This is a genomic window from Ramlibacter sp. MMS24-I3-19, from assembly GCF_050320135.1.
In the GTDB taxonomy this organism is placed as follows: Bacteria; Pseudomonadota; Gammaproteobacteria; order Burkholderiales; family Burkholderiaceae_C; genus Ramlibacter.
Genome location: NZ_CP190017.1, coordinates 591,867 through 607,031, shown reverse-complemented (window position 1 = coordinate 607,031; position 15,165 = coordinate 591,867). Strand labels below are relative to the sequence as shown.

Sequence of the window (15,165 nt, the reverse complement as noted above, 5' to 3'; positions counted from 1 at the left end):
GCTCGTGGCCAGCCAAGAGAACCCGTTCCGCTGCACGGAAGGACGGTGGCTCACGATCGCATTGCTCCAACCGAGCTCGGTACCTACACGGGATTCCTCAAACCGAAAGGAATCCTGAATGTCCCATCCCCATCCTGACCTCTGCCAGCAACAGGTTGACGCGCTTCTGCGTCGAACGGGGCTCCTGCGCCCCCGTGGTTTCGAGGCCGACGCGCTGGCTTCCGTCGATGCATTGCGTCAGCAGGCAGCGCACTTCGGCCCGCCCGTGGTCCTTTCACTTCTCGCCGCGGAGGTGCCGGACCTCATTCCCCAGTCGCTCAGTAGCGCGCAGGTGCTGTACTTCGTCCTGCCCGAGTCCATGGAGTCGCTGGTCCCGCAGCTTCTGACCGCGCGGTGGGACTGCTACGGCCATCTCACTGAGCATCCGTGGACGCACGGCGTCTATCTCGCCCTGAAGGAGGGCGTCGACGCCTGTGCGCACGCCGCGGCGCACTCAGCCCCCTTGCTGGCCTTCCGCTCAGAGGCGATTGACCTTACTCACGCGTTTGGCGAAGGCTTCGCCATCCTGATGTTCGACTGTGCAGGGCAGCTGTGGGCTCGCGGGATTCCCAGCGGCGAAGACCTGGCCACAGGGCTGTCTGCCTGTACGCAAAGCACGTTCCAGCGGCCATTGCGCATCCACTCCGTGAAGAGCCTCCAGGAGCGCACGCGATTGGTTGAGGAGACTGGCGTCGACCCGGAAGGGCCGGCCGCCGGTGGTTGCCCGGTGCTTCCGGTGGTGTGCTCAGAGCTCGCATGGCCCAAGCCGTTCGACCTCGCGCAGCTTCCCGAGGCCAGGAAGCGGCATCTGCCGAAGGCGAGTTGGCATCGCATCTGCGATGCGGCCCTCGGCTGGCTGCCCGAGCTCACTCACTTCCAGGAGGAGTGCGCAGGCGAATCGCCGCTGGTGCTCAAGGTGACGGTGATGCCCGAGATGTTCAGGCGCATACAGTCCGGCGACTTCTCTGCCGTGGTGCGGTTGGCGGCTCAATGCGAACGGGCAGAAGACCCCATCTACGTGTTGATGGTGGAATCGGCGCACGAGCTCACTGTCGTGACCATGCCGTCATGCGACCGGCGGTTCCGCGCGGTCTATAGATACTGGGCCCGCGTCGGCAGATGCCAGCTCGTCTTCGAGAACTTCCACAACGGGCGGCTGCACCGCAGCCGAGTGGCTTGGCCGGCGACCGCGCCGCGCAAGTGCGACCCTGTGGACGGTCTTTCCGAATCGGGGGGCAGCTGCTCGTGTGCGTACGGCTCCGCAGCCGATGCACTCGTCAATGAGCGTGTCCGCGAAAACGGCGCATGCCTCACATGCTATGTCTGTGGGGTCACCGACCAGGAGGGTTGGCGCCAGGCGCAAGAAGACTGAAGGCGCGTCGTCGCGCACTGGCGGGTACAGGGCTTGCTCATGACCCTAGGCTGCCCCGGCTGAGCGCATCGGTCGGGGCTTCTCGTTTGCGCGCACGGGCCTTGATCTCCAAGAGGGTTCGCATGCGATCGCTCTCTGACGCTCCGAGGCGCTCCGCGACGGCCGCGAGCTTCTGCACCGATTCCCGTTCGTACAGGAGCTCATTGCCTGCATCGTCCAGCAGGTCTTCCTTTTCCTTTTGCCGCAGGTGCGCCAGATAGGAGTCAATGAGCGCGGAGGGCACGCCGAGCGCCTTGGCGAGTTCCTTCGCGCGCTCTTTGCGCCGGCCGTCCTCCAGCGCCTCCAGCTGCGGCAGGAACCGAATGTTGCGAGCGTGCGTGTAGATCTGCATGGACGCCGGGCTGTGGTGCCCCACCAGCGACATGATGCGAGAGTCGTCGAGATCGGAGCTCTCCACCAGGCTCGAGATGAATTCGTGGCGTCCGTTGTGTGCACGCAGGGACTTCGGAAGCAGCTCGTCGCGCTTCATGTCGCGCATCGTTCCGGTGTACTGGATGGGCGCGAGCTCGCCATCGCGCCCAACGGTCGGGAAAACCCACTCGCTGCCCGCGAACTGGTCGAAAAGGTTGATGGTGATGTCTTCCAGTTGTGCGCTGAGCAAAGCCATGGCGGCAGCCGTGAGCGGCACCGTTCGCGGCATCCTCTTGTACTTTGTGTTCCTGAAGACCACCTTCTGCGTGTCGAGGTGCAGGTCATCCCACTGCGCAGCAGCCCATTCGCCTGGGCGAGCGCCCGTTTCGCGGACCAACAGGGCCAGTCGAGCGACGGCGCGATAGCGGTACTTCGGGTGAGTGAGCACCTTCATCAGTGCGCCTTGGTGACCCTCGGGCATCCGCTTGACAACTGGCGGGGCGCTCGGGCGCTTCACGCCGATCGTGACGTTCGCTGTCACAAGACTCTTCTTGCGGCAGAAGTTCAGGATGGACGACATCGCCGCGACGGCATTGCGGATCGTGTCCGGCGCCTTGCCCGCCCTGGTCTGTGCAATGATGAACGCGTCCACGTCGTCGGCTGTGAGGGACTTCACCGCCCGGTTGCCCAGCACCGCCAGGGCTGCCTTGACATGGGTCTCTTCTGAGCGGCGCGTGTTGTCCTTCTTCTCCAGGAACGCGCGGGAGTCGATGTACAGCTCCCAAGCTTCCGTCAGAGTCAGACCGCGTGCCTTGACCGGCTTCCCGCTGGTGCCCCCGCCCAAGTACCGCTCCTGGGTCGCGCGCGCATCGGCTGCGGTGTCGAAGGTCTCGTCCACCTTGAGGCTGCTGCGGCGGATCTGCAGGCGAAAACGGCCGGAAGGAAGTTGCTTGATGCCCATGTGCAATGTGCACCGCGATGCTGCGGCAGCTCAGTTGTGTGCAAACGTGTGCAATTAGACTATGCGCAGGCCGCACTGGCAATAGACATCAGAGGACTTGAGCTAAATCATAGGATTGAAAATCCGCGTGTCGGTGGTTCGATTCCGCCCCAGGCCACCAGTTACTGCATCGCGAACGTTCGCCGACGTTCGCGGAAAATCGAAAAGCCCTTTGGTGACAGCACCTTAGGGCTTTTTGTTTGTCCGCGGGCGTTCGCGAGCGTTCGCAAAAAGTCGGTCTTCGACAGCCACGGTTCCAGTAACTCGGGCGGTAACTCTGAAGAATCAGAGACCGCTGCAGAGTTCCTGTAGCCATCCATCAACACAGGCGCCTCAGGCGTCATGGAGGCTGTTATGCAATCTGGTGCGGTCCAGAACGAGGTCAAGAACGACGAGGTCAAGAACGACAACGAGCCGATCGGGCCGGCAGAACTACGGCCGTGGCCTGTATCTTCTACCAGCGGAGAACTCTACCGGGCGGCGCTGGTGGCGTTTCGACTACCAGTTCAACGGTCGTCGCAAGACTCTGAGTCTCGGCGTATATCCGGACGTCAGTGTGGAGGCCGCGGGGGATAAGGCGGGCGCCATGCGTCTGATGATCGGGCAGGGCACCGATCCCTCCAAGGACCGGCGCAAGAAGAAGCGGAGCACGCCGAGACCTGTGAAAGCTGCCACGGTTGCCGTCGCTGCGCGGCCCACCGATGTTATTCCCGGCAGCTTCAAGGATGTCGCGGAGCGCTGGTACAACGGGAAGCTCAAAAAGTGGCATCCCAATTACGCGCCGAAGGTGCGTGGGCGGCTCGAGAACCATCTGTATCCGCTTCTGGGTCGTCGGCAGATGAGCGACATCGAGCCTCTGGACCTCCTGACGGCATGTCAGCGCGTCGTGGACAAGGGGACCATCGAAACGGCCCGGCGCGTCTGCAAGATTGCGTCAGGCGTGTGGAGCCTGGCGGTGGTCGAAGGTTGGGCCCAGCGCAACTTCTTCAAGGAAGTCCTCGACCAGCTCCCCATGTACCACACGCGCAACTTCGCGGCTATTACGGACCCCCGGAGCCTGGCCACGCTTCTCAAGGACATCGACACATACGAGGGCACATTCATCGTCAAGAGCGCCCTGCGTCTGGTGCCGTTGCTGATGCTACGCCCTGGCGAACTGCGCAAGGCGCTCTGGAGTCACATCGATCTGGAGAACGGCATCATGCTCGTGCCAGTCGAGCATCGGAAGCTCGATCCGAAGCACCGGGAAAAGGCCGTGGATCACCTCGTGCCGCTCGCCCGACAGGCGGTGGCAATCCTGAAGGAGCTGTTCCCGCTTACGGGCCGCACCGGCATCGTGTTTCCCGGCGTCGGCCCGAAGGGCAAATTCATCTCCGACGGCACTTTGAACAAGGCGCTCCGGCGCATGGGCTATTGCACCCAGACTGAGGTGACCGGTCACGGATTCCGGGCCACTGCGCGCACGATGCTGGCTGAGAGGCTCGGGTGGGATGCGATGTACGCCGAGCTGCAGTTGTCCCATGAGGTCCCCGACGCGAACGGGACGGCGTACAACCGGACGGAGTTCGAGGATCCCCGGGTTCTCATGATGCAGGCGTGGGCGGACTTTCTCGATGAGCTTCGGCAGGGGAAGATCAGCGTCAAGCTGAGCCTGCGGGAGCGGTTCACGCCCGTCACGCTGGATTCCGCAGGCGCCTCGACCGCGGCGTAAGCAGCAGAGTGGGGCGCGCGGCCAGCAGTCTGGCCGCAGGGATCTGCACAACCGGCCGTCGGATCGCGCAACGCATTTGATCTCGCACCCCCAATACGGGTGAGGACGCGGAAAGCCCGCCCTCAGCCGGCCTTCCCAATCCCGGGCAGTTCCGGCTAATATCAACGTTCCAACTGCGGCCACGCGCGACCATTCGGCGCTCGTAGCCACGCAAAGGAGTCAATGATGCATCCTCACGTCGTTCAGGCGTGCGCTGCGCTGTATTCGCGTATCGCCCGCTGCCAAGGATTCGACCACTGGTCGACCGACCAGGCCGAAGAAGCTCTCAACGAGCTCGTGGCCAATCCCCATAGACCCGATCCGCCTGCGCACCAGGTGCGCAATGCGCTTTCGAACGCAAGCAAGAAGCTGCAGCGGCGTTCGGCGCTCATGGACGAGTTCTCCGCCACTCTGACGTTCGGAATCGACGTCCCGACCAACCACAGCATCGCTGAGAGCGCGCACGACATCCACGCAGTCCTGCCCCGGTTGTCCGCTTCGGAGCGGCAGATCATCGAGCTGGCGGCGGATGGCTCTGACGCGGAAGACATCGCTGGGCAGCTCGGAACCCCGGTCCAGCGGTCGCGTGAAAGGCTCAGCCGGGCGCGCGCGCGCGCGCGCTCGCTCTGGGAGGGGAAGCAGTGATCGGTCGCAAGCACAGGGTGTTCAAACTGGATCCTTGGCTTGTGCGTGCTCTCATTCCGCGCGGCCGCCCCGGCACGTACCTGTTGTATCGGATGGGACGCCCCGTGTACGCGGGTCGATCTGATCTGGATCTTCAGCACCGCCTGATTACTCACGCGCGCGCAGGACGGGGAGACTACTTTGGATTCAATACCTATCCAGACCCTGCACGTGCGTTCGATATGGAATGCGCGTTGTTCCACGCGCTGAAGCCCATTGCGAGCAACGTCATCCACCCCGCGTCGCCAGGCCATAGTGGAAGGAAGTGCTTCATCTGCGGGCACCTCTAAAAAGTTTGGGGCGCGTCGCAACGGAAACGTGGCGGCGCCCCTAATACAACGAGGCCGGCAATTGGCCTCGCTTCATCAACCCGCCGAGTCAGATCACTGGACCGACTCAGCAAACAGGAGAATGAAATGAACGCATTGGAAATCCGCGCCCCGCTCACGCACCAGGGGCAGGCACTTGAAAGCTCGCGCGACTCTGGCTTCGACCTGAGCGCCGCCGTCGGTGAACCGGTCGACAACTCGTGGGAGGCTGGTGCCTCCACGGTGCGCATCCAAACCGTGAGAGAAGACGGTGGTTCCATCACTGACATCGGCATTGCCGATAACGGTGCTGGCATCCCCGCTGAAATCCTGCCGAACGTGCTCTCCGTCGGCTACTCATCTCGCTACAACTCGCGGAAGGGCCTGGGCCGTTTCGGAATGGGGCTGAAGCTCGCCGCCCTGAGTCTGGGACGGCGTGCCGAGGTGTACACGAAAGCCCGGGGGAGCCGACCATCTACCGGACGGTGCTGGATCTCGATGATGTCAAGAGTGGCAAGCAGCGTGATCTCTCCATCGAGGAGGTGGCCGCATGGCCTGCGGATTTCGCCCACCTGATGGCGCACCCTGAAACGAAGGAGCCGTTCAATCATGGCACCCTCGTCGTGTGGCGCAAGATCGATCGCCTTCGTTTCGGCGGACACTACGGGACCGGGCTGAAGGAGAGGATGCAGGACCTCACGAAGTTCATCGCGCGGGCGTACCGGCGCTTCATCGACAAGGGGCTGTACATCGAGCTGGATGACCGTGAGATCACGCTGCACGATCCGCTGTTTCTTCTCAGCAACCCGCGCGTCGTCAAGAAGTTCGGGGAAGACCTCCGTGCCAAGATCGTTGACGAAGGTCATTTCACTGTGGACGGTCACTCCGTGAACTGGAGGGTGTCTCTTCTCCCGGAGGAGGTCCGTCGTAAGCGCGGGGAAGGTGGCCGTGCGGGAAAGGGTCGCGAGGACTTCGAGGATCTCTACATCCCGGACAACGTCGGCCGGATCAGCATGCTGCGAAACGACCGGGAGATCTACTACGACGTCGTTCCCCGGCTGCTGCCGAACGGCGTCGACAAGGTGGACCGCTTCATCGGGATCGAGATTTCCTTCCCCGCCGAGCTGGATGAATACTTCCAAGTGCGGAACGTCAAGCGCGGCGCGGAACCCGTGAGCAAGCTCAGGGAGGAGTTGAAGAAGGCCCTCAAGAAGCCCGTCGACGAAGCAAGGAAAGAAGTGCGTCGATACTGGGGCGAGGTCGAGCAGAAAGAGGCTCTGGCGACTGGCGACGCACATATGGGCGCCCACGAGGCGGTGGACAACTTCGACCGCACCGCCCCGAAAGGTCAAGCCGGTTTCGACGGAACCGACCAAGCCACAGTGGACGAAACGCTGCAGCAGCTGTTCCAGGACCTCGGCCTGGATCCCGGCAAGGAGGACGATAAGGCGAAGGCGGAGTGGATTCGGGAAAGCTTCGACAGTCGTGCTCTGACTGTTGTGGACGCGGCGTGACCCGGAAAAGAGCTCTTCGAGATCAAGCACCTTACCGGGAAGGCGATCATCAAGCTCAACACGCGGCACCCCTTCATGTCGGAGATCGTCATGCCGCTTAGGGGGATGGCGGCAGTTGAGCCTGACGAAATCGACGCACGCGAAGTCTCAGAGCTGCTCAAGAAAGTCGCTGCAGGGATTGACCTGTTGATCTTGGCCTATGCGAAAGCCGAGAACATGCATAACGATCCCGAAGAAGCCTACGGGGAGCTTCGCTCCCACTGGGGATTGTTCGCGCATGGGTTGGTGCGCGAGTACCAGCGGAACACCTAGGCGGCAGAGGGGGCGCGGCTCCCTCTTTCCCCGGTTCTGTACCAAGGTGCGACCGAGCCTGGCCAACCGATCACTCAAACGCGCCGACCTAGTCGAATAAGGGCCCTGCGGCGTCGAAACGCACAACCGCCTCATCATCACCGGCAAGTTGCCGGGGTCCAAGCTCAAGTCCATCAAAAAAACCGCTTATGCCGAAGTCTGCAACCGCCATCGCCAGCCGCGTCGAAGCCATCTTGCGAGCGCGCTTGCGCCAAGTAGGGGAGGAAATTCAGTACACGTCCAAATTCGACACGGCGCGGGGCCGTCGCGTCATGCTCAAGCGCGCCGTGAACTTCCGAGGCCTTTACTCCGAACGGTTCCCGGGCGATGGCGTCATTCCCGGTGTAAAGCTGCGCGTGCACGCGAAGACGCCCGGACATTACCTGCCCAGCGATCCTCGTGCTGCCAGCATCGCGAGCGACCCGAAGCTCGGGATGGGCTGTGAGGCGTTCTATGTGGAGTGCGAGGACGATTCCGCGGTCGAGCGCTTTATCGACTGGTACGAGACGCAGTAGCCTAGCCGCGCAAGAAGAGTTGCTGCTCCTTCTCAAGCGCACTGCGCACGTTATTCAATACACAACGGGATGCTTCGGCTTGTTCAACCACAGAAGGAAACCTCGATGACACTCCGTGAACGAATGTTGGATGCCATGTTGGACGGTGAACTTGGTCAGGGGGTCGTCGTTACTCGCCAAGAGCTTATCGGCCACTTCACCGATGTAAATGAGGCCACGACAGGAGTCTTCCTCTCGAATTCCGAGATCACAACGGGGGCTGCTCACAGTCCCAACTACACACACTTCACACAGAGACTGTCTGAGGGGCGATACCGTGTTTACCCCCTCACTCTCGCCGAGCGCCTGGCGGAACGTGGTGGCTAGCCTTACCTAGCCACTGCAAGCACGCGGATGCCCTAACAGCCGGCGCTGCCTACTGTTGAATTCCCGGTGATTTTCTGGGATCAGCATCAGCATGGTCGGATTGACTTCGCCTGGTTCCGGAAAGGCAGGCGGATACCGCACGTTGTGTTCGAGATTGAAGGCATCGACGTGCAGAAGCCGAGCCTGCGCGAGGATCTACATAAGTTCCGGTGGTCCCGGGCCACGCACAAGGTAATCTTTTTGTATTCGGAGCGAGTGGGCTTTCCGCTGATGGCCAATACCCAGCTCGCCGCTCGGAAAGTGCAGAAGCGCATCACTGAGATTCAGCAAGGTGGAAATCGAGCGCAGCAGGTCACAGTGATTGCCGTGACCCGTGAGCCGTGAGGACGCCATGGCGCACCTGCTGCAAGCAGCCGGTGAGACTTGGGGCGCCGAAGTGTAGTCGGCCGGCGCTCGAAGCCCTTCTAGCGTCCAAGGCGCTCAAACTCAGTTCAACGTCGTCATGTTGCGCGCGACGTCGCCGCGCTTAGAACCCGCGCCCCACAGCATGATCTGATTCAACAGCCAAACTGACGCTGGTTGGTAGACTCATTCCCTAGAAGGAGACATTGAGATGGAGAAGAGCGAGCACCAGCCCGGGAGCGACGAGTGGTTCTCAGAACGATCCGCGCAACTGGAAGCAATGTACCGGGGGACTGACTTGTTGGTGATCCTCGAGTTTCAGGAAAATCCAAAGCGGGCCAAGTGGAGCGGGAGCGATCTCGTGAAGTTCAGACTTCGCGCGCGCGGGGTGCTCTCTTTGGAAATCTGGGAGCCCAGGGGGATGGACCCGTTCGTGCGGGTCCATCACAGCCCCAACGTCGCCGAGACAGACCTCATCGCGAGGATCAAGACGCTACCTGGCGCGCAGCTGCGTGACTATGACAAGGATGGCGTGAACCTGTTCGGCGACCACATGGCCATTGGCCAGCAGCTCGCGCTGGCGCTGCGCGGCTAACACGAGTGACTACAGGAGCGCACCATGGCAACTACGCAGCTTATCAATCCATCTACATTTCTGGAGCCATCGAGCGTCACGATCGTGACCCTTCTCTCAAACAGTCGGTACCAGATCCCGGACTATCAGAGAGACTACAGCTGGACGGCTGATGAAGTACAGAAGCTGTGGGATGACATCTCTAATACAGCAAAAAGGTCATTCAATGCGGCGGGAATGCTCGTCACGAGCCCGACGCCCCACTTCCTGGGGTCTGTCGTCCTCCAGTCATTCCCCGCTTCTGAGAACCGTCCACCGGAGGTGATAGACGGGCAGCAGCGACTAGTCACACTGACCGCGATGCTGTCAGTGTTCTCTGAATTCTCCGAACAGCTTTCGACAGCGCAAGAGCGCCTGCGCTGGACGAGTTCCTTGCATCAGCTTCTCTTTATCTATGTCGGGGGAGAGAAGGTGCCGAGAGTCAGCTTAGCGCGCGACGACGAGCATTACCAAGCAGTGGTGTGTGACAGATTCGTTCAATCTGAGAGAGACGCGTATTTTGAGTCAAAGGGCGCCCCATTCCGGTCTGTTTTGGGGCGTCTCCAAGTTTGTACGCGTTTGCTCTTTACCAACATTTCTGAGTACATAGGTCCTGAGGGGGCTGCTGGGCGCGACGCCAAGTTGGTGCAGCTCCTTCAAGCGGTAATGCAGCTGACCGTCGTTCTCCAGATGAAGGTTCACGAGCAAGGCGTCGCGTATGAAGTCTTCGAAACACTCAATGCGAGAGGCCTCGAGCTGCAGCAGGCTGATTTGCTAAAGAACAAGCTCTACGCGCTCGGCGATCAGCAGGGCATGAAAAATGAAGTTGCCTCTGCTTGGGGTCGCATATTGAAGGCGGTGGACCAGCAGTCCATGCTCTCTCTCACAGAGCTTTTTCATCTCCACCTCCTTTCGAAGCATCGGGAATCCAAGCAGTCGGACTTGTACAAGGAGGTGCTCGCCCACCTAAGCACGCCCGGGGTGACCGCGAAGGACTATGCCGAGGACGTGGCCAAGACTGCAGAAGGACTGCAGCAAATTTTGGAGGCGGGTGCAAGTTTCACCCCCGCTGTCGCACGGGACGTCGAGAGTATTCGCGACCTGATACCGAACATGTACGCGCTGACGCTCGTGATCGCCGGGCTGGCCAAGTTCTCGCCCACGTCAGCAGAGATGGCTAAGGTAATCAAGTTGACGCACCACTATGTGTTCCGTCGGTTTGTGGTCGGCTCTCTGAGCCTAAGCGCCTACGCGTCCGAAATCAGCAAGGCAGCTAGGGACTTCGCCGCACCGAATGGTCCGATTGCCGATCCGACCGCGTTGGCGACCCGCTTATCTGCGTTGGCCGATGATCTGTCGTTCAAAAATCGCTTCTCACTATTTTCGGCCGCTACCAACAAAGCCGCCTTTTATGTGATCGAGATGATCGAGAATTACATCACGGCGGATGCTGGCACGTATGTTCAGCGCCAGAGCGTGTCTCAGCACCTTGAACACATCATGCCCAAGCGGCCTGCGCCAGCTGAATGGCCGCACGTGTACCAACACCCAGAGCACGGCGACTACGTCAATCGAATCGGTAACTTCTTGGTCCTCGAAGCCAACATCAACTCGTACATCCGGAACAGGGCTTTTTTGTACAAAGACGTCAACGATTCGGGGCGAGACTATCAGCACAGCCACATGACGTTCCCGAAGTTGGCCCGGAATTTCCTTGAGGCTGGGAATTGGACCTTTAAGAGCATTGCAGACCGGCAAGCAGACCTTGCTTCGCAGTACGCCCTGCAGGTCTGGGACTTGCAATGACTGGCTGGCTGCATTCGAATACGTTCCCGTTGGACAGGGGAGAAGCGGGGCTTCCGGGCGGCCCGCGATAGACGTTGGGCGACGATGAATGGCCATAGGGAGTCCTGGCCGAGCGGAAAGGAGCAGCCCGCACCTCCGCTCCGACATGCCTATATTGGCGCTGACCCCGCAGGTGGCGCAGAAAGCCTTTTCGTCGTGAGTTGTTGCATGAGTTCCGCAGCGCGCCGTTCCAGGGCTTGGAAGGACTCAGCCCCGGATTTACGCTCGCTGCGCTTGCCGACGAGATCCTCTACGATCTGATCTATCGCAAGAAGCTCCGAGTCGTAGAAGTCTGCGAGGAACGATTCGAATTGCTCCCAGAACGCAGTCTGCACGGAGGTTGCGGAGTCCCTGTAGGCCGACCGAACGCCGTCGCGTGCATCTCGGAGTTGAAGACGGTACTGCTCCTGCTGCCGGTCCTCTGCGATTTGCGCGACGACAGCGAGTACGCCGCCCACCGCTGAAATCACACGGCCTGCATTCCCGATCGCCCGCGCAACCTTCACAGCGCCCCAGGGTTGGAACTTCACTCCGAAGAACTTGCCGACGTTGTAGACAGCCTTGTGAGCGTCGCTCCCACGAGCGGCGGTCGCGCCAAAGGCCGACGCACCTTCAGCTGCCGGACCTGTGGCCCATCGCGCACCCCAATTGCCAATCTCCTTCGCGATGTTTCCGACTTTCTTTGCCTTCGCAGGCCAGTCGGCAAGGCCCTCCTCCTTACTCCGCGGCTCCCAAGCGGGCGAGGCGGAGTCGGTACGACCGGCGCCGCTGGCGGATGCATTCTCAACGTGCCCGATCAGCTCGTGAGCAAGCACTCCTCTACTTAGGACCTGCAATTGGGACCGAAGCTCGTCGAGTTCGGCTTCGACGCACCGGCGTCCTTCATCGGACAGCGCTTGGCTTCGAGCATTGGCGCGAGCCAGGGCTGCGGCGTTGAGCGCAGCCAGATCCTTCTCGGTCTTGCCTGGTTCAATGGCCTCCGCCACCTCATCGCCATACATTCCGATGTCTGAGACGGCGCGGGCGATTACGCCGCTCATCGTGGTACGTAGACGAGCCCGCGACGCGAGGAGGATGCTGCGCTTCCGGTGAAGGAGCTCGAGCGCGGCGCGCTCTTCAGGGAAGTGGGTCGAGAGCAGAGCAGACGCCTGTTCGGCAATGCCACGCATCGTGAACAGAGGCGCGGACAAGCGTCCCGCCAGCCCCCGCTCAGCGATGAACCCATTGAGCGCCTGCCTAAGGCTCCCGATGTTGGCGATTCCAAGAAGGTCGCTACGATCCTCATCGTCAGCGACTTGCGCCTCAAGCCACGAACGCGCGTCGATGAACACGCAACGGAAGTCTGCAATCGAGAGTGGTGCAATCACCTTCTCGATGTCAGGACGTTTTGTGTCCGGCGTCCCCGGGTCTTGCCCCATCTTGTTGACGACGAGAAGCATCCGCCCGGCGTGGTGCCGGTTGAATGCAAGCTCGCGAAAGTGGCGCCCGATAGTGTCATCAAACAGCTCATTGGTGATGACGAACACGAGGAGGTCGGCACGGTCGATGATTGCGTAGGTTCGATCGTCGTGCTCCGGGCGCCCAGCGTGGATGCCGGGCGTGTCGAGAAGCAGCACGCCGTTCCAGTCATACGCCGTCACCTTGTCTGTGGAGACATCGGAATCGATCACGATGTCCTCGCGACCTGTTAGCACGCGAAGAATTGTCGATTTGCCGGCGTTGTACTGTCCCACGAACGCCATAGTTAGCTGAGGTGCATCGCTAGACGCTCCGACGACTCTCACCTCGGCGAGCTCGCGAGAAAGCGCCTTAACCTTGGGATCATCCGAGCGCGTTGTTGCCGCACGCAGATCTTGCTGAAGCTGCTGGGTAGCGGACAGGATCTCGCCGAATTCAAAAGATGGGCCGTCAGTCATGCGCTTCTAGTTCCTCCCTGATCACTTTGATGCGGATGGCCAGGAGACGACTCGCTAGCGATACGTTGCTCCCGCGTCGCCCTATAGCGCGTCCCACCTCCTTTTCGGGGACACGAACTATCGCTGCTTGTGCGGAGACGGCAACTGCCGTGGGCGAGACCAAGGCTGGACGCAGCGCCAATGCGACCTTCTGGACGACGGGGCCATCAGGAACTCCGTCTACCCACTCGCCGAGGGCGATGCCTACGTGCTTGCAGAATGATGGGTTGTGGCTGCCGTCGCGCCAGAGAAATTTGGTCCGTACACCCGGGTCCCGGGCTACGCGTGCAACGAGTGCTTCTTCGACAAGAACTCCGACGAACTGGCCGGTGCGGACTAGGAGACGGCGGTTGAGCTCCTCGACAATCGATCCTACTTGGCGTGCACCATCGTCCAGAGACCGCGACACGTCTCGCATCCCACTGTATAGCTGCTTTGTGTCTTTGCGGATGGCGCGCACCAGCCGGCTCGTCACACTCGAGTAGAACCATTGCTTCAGTCCTTTTGCGACGTCCTGCTCCAGCTTCTGGATGTTCTCGCGCAGCTGCAACGCGGCCTTCGCCTTTTGTCGCTGAAGTTTTTGCTCGCGATCCCCGAAGAGCCAGGATAGCCCAAGCGCAACCACGCTTACACCACCAGCGATCCACCCGACAGGGTTCCAGAAGTTCGCTGCGCCAAAGTATCCCGCCACGGCCGCAACGCCTGCCAATGCGCCGCCTGCCGCCGATGCCCAGCGAAGCGAGCGCTTTACATCCCATGGGTCAAACTGAGATGGAGTGGCGGCGTCGAATTCGCCGATCAACTTGGACTCAACCGACATCTCTCGAGAGAACTCGGCCAGCCGGATCCGAAGCTCATCAAGGATCGACGTTTGCTGTTGCTTCAGCCAGCCTTCGACGTCCAAGGCCTTCACCCTCCGGTTCCAGCGTTCGCCAACATCATGGCGCTCAATGTTCTCGTCGATGAAGGTGGACACCGAAGCGCGCAGGGGCTGAACCAGTTGGGCGACCTCGGTTTCCGTACGCGAGTTCGTCGACCGTATGAAACCTTCCAACCACGCGTCCAGCTCGCTAAACTTGTCCTCGAGGTACTGGGCCGTGCGCCTCACCGTCTTTGCTTGTTCGGCCAACTCCTCTTGCAGGTCCAGCAGCGACACTTGCGTGCCGTCCACGATCGTCTGTACTCGGCGAACGGTTCCCCGCCAAGCGACCTCGGACCTGAGCTCCTCTAGGAGATCGCCGAGTCGGCAGTGCTCGGCGAGCATCTCGGCGTGCTCCGCATGTTCCGGCCGCGTTGAAAGGTAAGCGGCTTGAGCGTGGATGGGAACGATTCGAACATCCCGCATCCCGAGGTATTCGCCGGCGAGCTTGTGAATGCGATCGAAGTGTCCCCGAAGTTCGTTGTCGTCGAACACCGTGCGCGGGTCCTTGAGGAACCGCCGCATGTTTACCGGCTTCTCGAGGTCCCGTTTCACGTTCAGGACAAAAAGCAGCGGCTTATTGTGCTGCCTCAATTCCTGCATTCCCTTGAATGACTCCTCCTGGATGCCATCCGAGCTGGCGAGAAACAATACGACATCAGTTTCATCAATGACCGAGATCGCCTTGGCACGATCTTCGTTGCCTGCGTAGGCACCAATGCCAGGGGTGTCGATGATGCGAAGCGAGTTCCAGGTGTACTCACGGACCTCCAACGTGGTGCGCTGCGCGCCCTTGCCGATGGTCGTTCCATCGCCGCGGGTGAGCGCCTCTCGGATCGTGCTCTTGCCCGCCATAGTTCGACCGAAAAGGGTCACCGTGAAGCGGTTGAGTGCGCCTCGCTTTGAGTGAAGGGTTGCTTCAGCCGCTCGCAACGAGCCCGCAAGTGTCGTCTCCAGCTTCGTTCCGAGTTCCTCGAGGCGATCCGGGCATCCTCCACAGCGGCACCGTCCGCCGGTGCACGGCGGGCCACTGCGGCTACCGCTGCCTTCAGGTGCAAGCCGATCTGCTCCACCTCGTGGAGGGCAGCTGCGGCGACAGTGAACTCTTCTCGTGCGATACG

General features: G+C 61.0%; 13 protein-coding genes. 10 read left to right on the top strand and 3 right to left on the bottom strand.

The features are described from left to right. Positions 1 to 118: 118 nt before the first annotated feature. Positions 119 to 1,411, top strand: a complete 1,293-nt coding sequence (locus ACPWT1_RS02990) for a hypothetical protein (protein WP_427913940.1) — start codon at positions 119 to 121, stop codon at positions 1,409 to 1,411. A gap of 37 nt (positions 1,412 to 1,448) precedes the next feature. Here ACPWT1_RS02990 and ACPWT1_RS02985 read toward each other — a convergent pair whose 3' ends face one another. After that, a complete protein-coding gene (locus ACPWT1_RS02985; protein ID WP_427913939.1) occupies positions 1,449 to 2,783 on the bottom strand; it encodes a tyrosine-type recombinase/integrase in 1,335 nt (444 codons plus the stop codon). A gap of 403 nt (positions 2,784 to 3,186) precedes the next feature. Between ACPWT1_RS02985 and ACPWT1_RS02980 the strand changes: the two genes are divergently transcribed. From ACPWT1_RS02980 to ACPWT1_RS02940, 9 genes are all read left to right on the top strand, one after another. Beyond that, entirely contained in the window at positions 3,187 to 4,533 is a 1,347-nt protein-coding gene (locus tag ACPWT1_RS02980) for a tyrosine-type recombinase/integrase (RefSeq protein ID WP_427913938.1), read from the top strand. 225 nt (positions 4,534 to 4,758) lie between these two features. Next, entirely contained in the window at positions 4,759 to 5,217 is a 459-nt protein-coding gene (locus ACPWT1_RS02975) for an RNA polymerase sigma factor (protein ID WP_427913937.1), read from the top strand. A 455-nt stretch (positions 5,218 to 5,672) separates the two neighbouring features. After that, on the top strand, positions 5,673 to 6,140 hold the full coding sequence (locus ACPWT1_RS02970; RefSeq protein WP_427913936.1) for an ATP-binding protein: 468 nt from the start codon (positions 5,673 to 5,675) through the stop codon (positions 6,138 to 6,140). After that, positions 6,050 to 7,078 carry a hypothetical protein gene (locus tag ACPWT1_RS02965; RefSeq protein ID WP_427913935.1) on the top strand — a complete coding sequence of 343 codons (1,029 nt, stop codon included), beginning with the start codon at positions 6,050 to 6,052 and terminating at the stop codon, positions 7,076 to 7,078. Before ACPWT1_RS02970 ends, ACPWT1_RS02965 begins: the two co-directional genes overlap by 91 nt. 75 nt (positions 7,079 to 7,153) lie before the next feature. Beyond that, positions 7,154 to 7,390 (top strand): hypothetical protein, encoded by a 237-nt coding sequence (locus tag ACPWT1_RS02960; RefSeq protein WP_427913934.1) that lies wholly within the window; start codon positions 7,154 to 7,156, stop codon positions 7,388 to 7,390. 188 nt (positions 7,391 to 7,578) lie between these two features. Beyond that, positions 7,579 to 7,944 (top strand): hypothetical protein, encoded by a 366-nt coding sequence (locus ACPWT1_RS02955; protein WP_427913933.1) that lies wholly within the window; start codon positions 7,579 to 7,581, stop codon positions 7,942 to 7,944. A 432-nt stretch (positions 7,945 to 8,376) separates the two neighbouring features. After that, entirely contained in the window at positions 8,377 to 8,694 is a 318-nt protein-coding gene (locus ACPWT1_RS02950; protein ID WP_427913932.1) for a hypothetical protein, read from the top strand. A 229-nt stretch (positions 8,695 to 8,923) separates the two neighbouring features. After that, positions 8,924 to 9,307: a hypothetical protein gene (locus ACPWT1_RS02945; RefSeq protein WP_427913931.1), complete on the top strand. Its 384-nt coding sequence runs from the start codon at positions 8,924 to 8,926 to the stop codon at positions 9,305 to 9,307. Between the two features lie 24 nt (positions 9,308 to 9,331). After that, the gene (locus ACPWT1_RS02940) at positions 9,332 to 11,131 is read left to right on the top strand and encodes a DUF262 domain-containing protein (protein WP_427913930.1); all 1,800 of its coding nucleotides are present in this window, start codon (positions 9,332 to 9,334) and stop codon (positions 11,129 to 11,131) included. 149 nt (positions 11,132 to 11,280) lie between these two features. Here ACPWT1_RS02940 and ACPWT1_RS02935 read toward each other — a convergent pair whose 3' ends face one another. Then, positions 11,281 to 13,086, bottom strand: coding sequence for a GTPase (locus ACPWT1_RS02935; RefSeq protein ID WP_427913929.1), 1,806 nt, complete (start codon positions 13,084 to 13,086; stop codon positions 11,281 to 11,283). Next, positions 13,079 to 14,920 carry a GTPase gene (locus ACPWT1_RS02930; protein ID WP_427913928.1) on the bottom strand — a complete coding sequence of 614 codons (1,842 nt, stop codon included), beginning with the start codon at positions 14,918 to 14,920 and terminating at the stop codon, positions 13,079 to 13,081. Before ACPWT1_RS02930 ends, ACPWT1_RS02935 begins: the two co-directional genes overlap by 8 nt. Positions 14,921 to 15,165: the final 245 nt, after the last annotated feature.

What these genes read in the sequence shown, in the direction of transcription:
- ACPWT1_RS02975 (WP_427913937.1), top strand. Translation starts at nt 4,759, where the DNA reads ATGCATCCTCACGTCGTTCAGGCGTGCGCTGCGCTGTATTCGCGTATC.
- ACPWT1_RS02935 (WP_427913929.1), bottom strand. Translation starts at nt 13,086, where the DNA reads ATGACTGACGGCCCATCTTTTGAATTCGGCGAGATCCTGTCCGCTACC.
- ACPWT1_RS02945 (WP_427913931.1), top strand. Translation starts at nt 8,924, where the DNA reads ATGGAGAAGAGCGAGCACCAGCCCGGGAGCGACGAGTGGTTCTCAGAA.
- ACPWT1_RS02970 (WP_427913936.1), top strand. Translation starts at nt 5,673, where the DNA reads ATGAACGCATTGGAAATCCGCGCCCCGCTCACGCACCAGGGGCAGGCA.
- ACPWT1_RS02985 (WP_427913939.1), bottom strand. Translation starts at nt 2,783, where the DNA reads ATGGGCATCAAGCAACTTCCTTCCGGCCGTTTTCGCCTGCAGATCCGC.
- ACPWT1_RS02940 (WP_427913930.1), top strand. Translation starts at nt 9,332, where the DNA reads ATGGCAACTACGCAGCTTATCAATCCATCTACATTTCTGGAGCCATCG.
- ACPWT1_RS02990 (WP_427913940.1), top strand. Translation starts at nt 119, where the DNA reads ATGTCCCATCCCCATCCTGACCTCTGCCAGCAACAGGTTGACGCGCTT.
- ACPWT1_RS02955 (WP_427913933.1), top strand. Translation starts at nt 7,579, where the DNA reads ATGCCGAAGTCTGCAACCGCCATCGCCAGCCGCGTCGAAGCCATCTTG.
- ACPWT1_RS02960 (WP_427913934.1), top strand. Translation starts at nt 7,154, where the DNA reads ATGTCGGAGATCGTCATGCCGCTTAGGGGGATGGCGGCAGTTGAGCCT.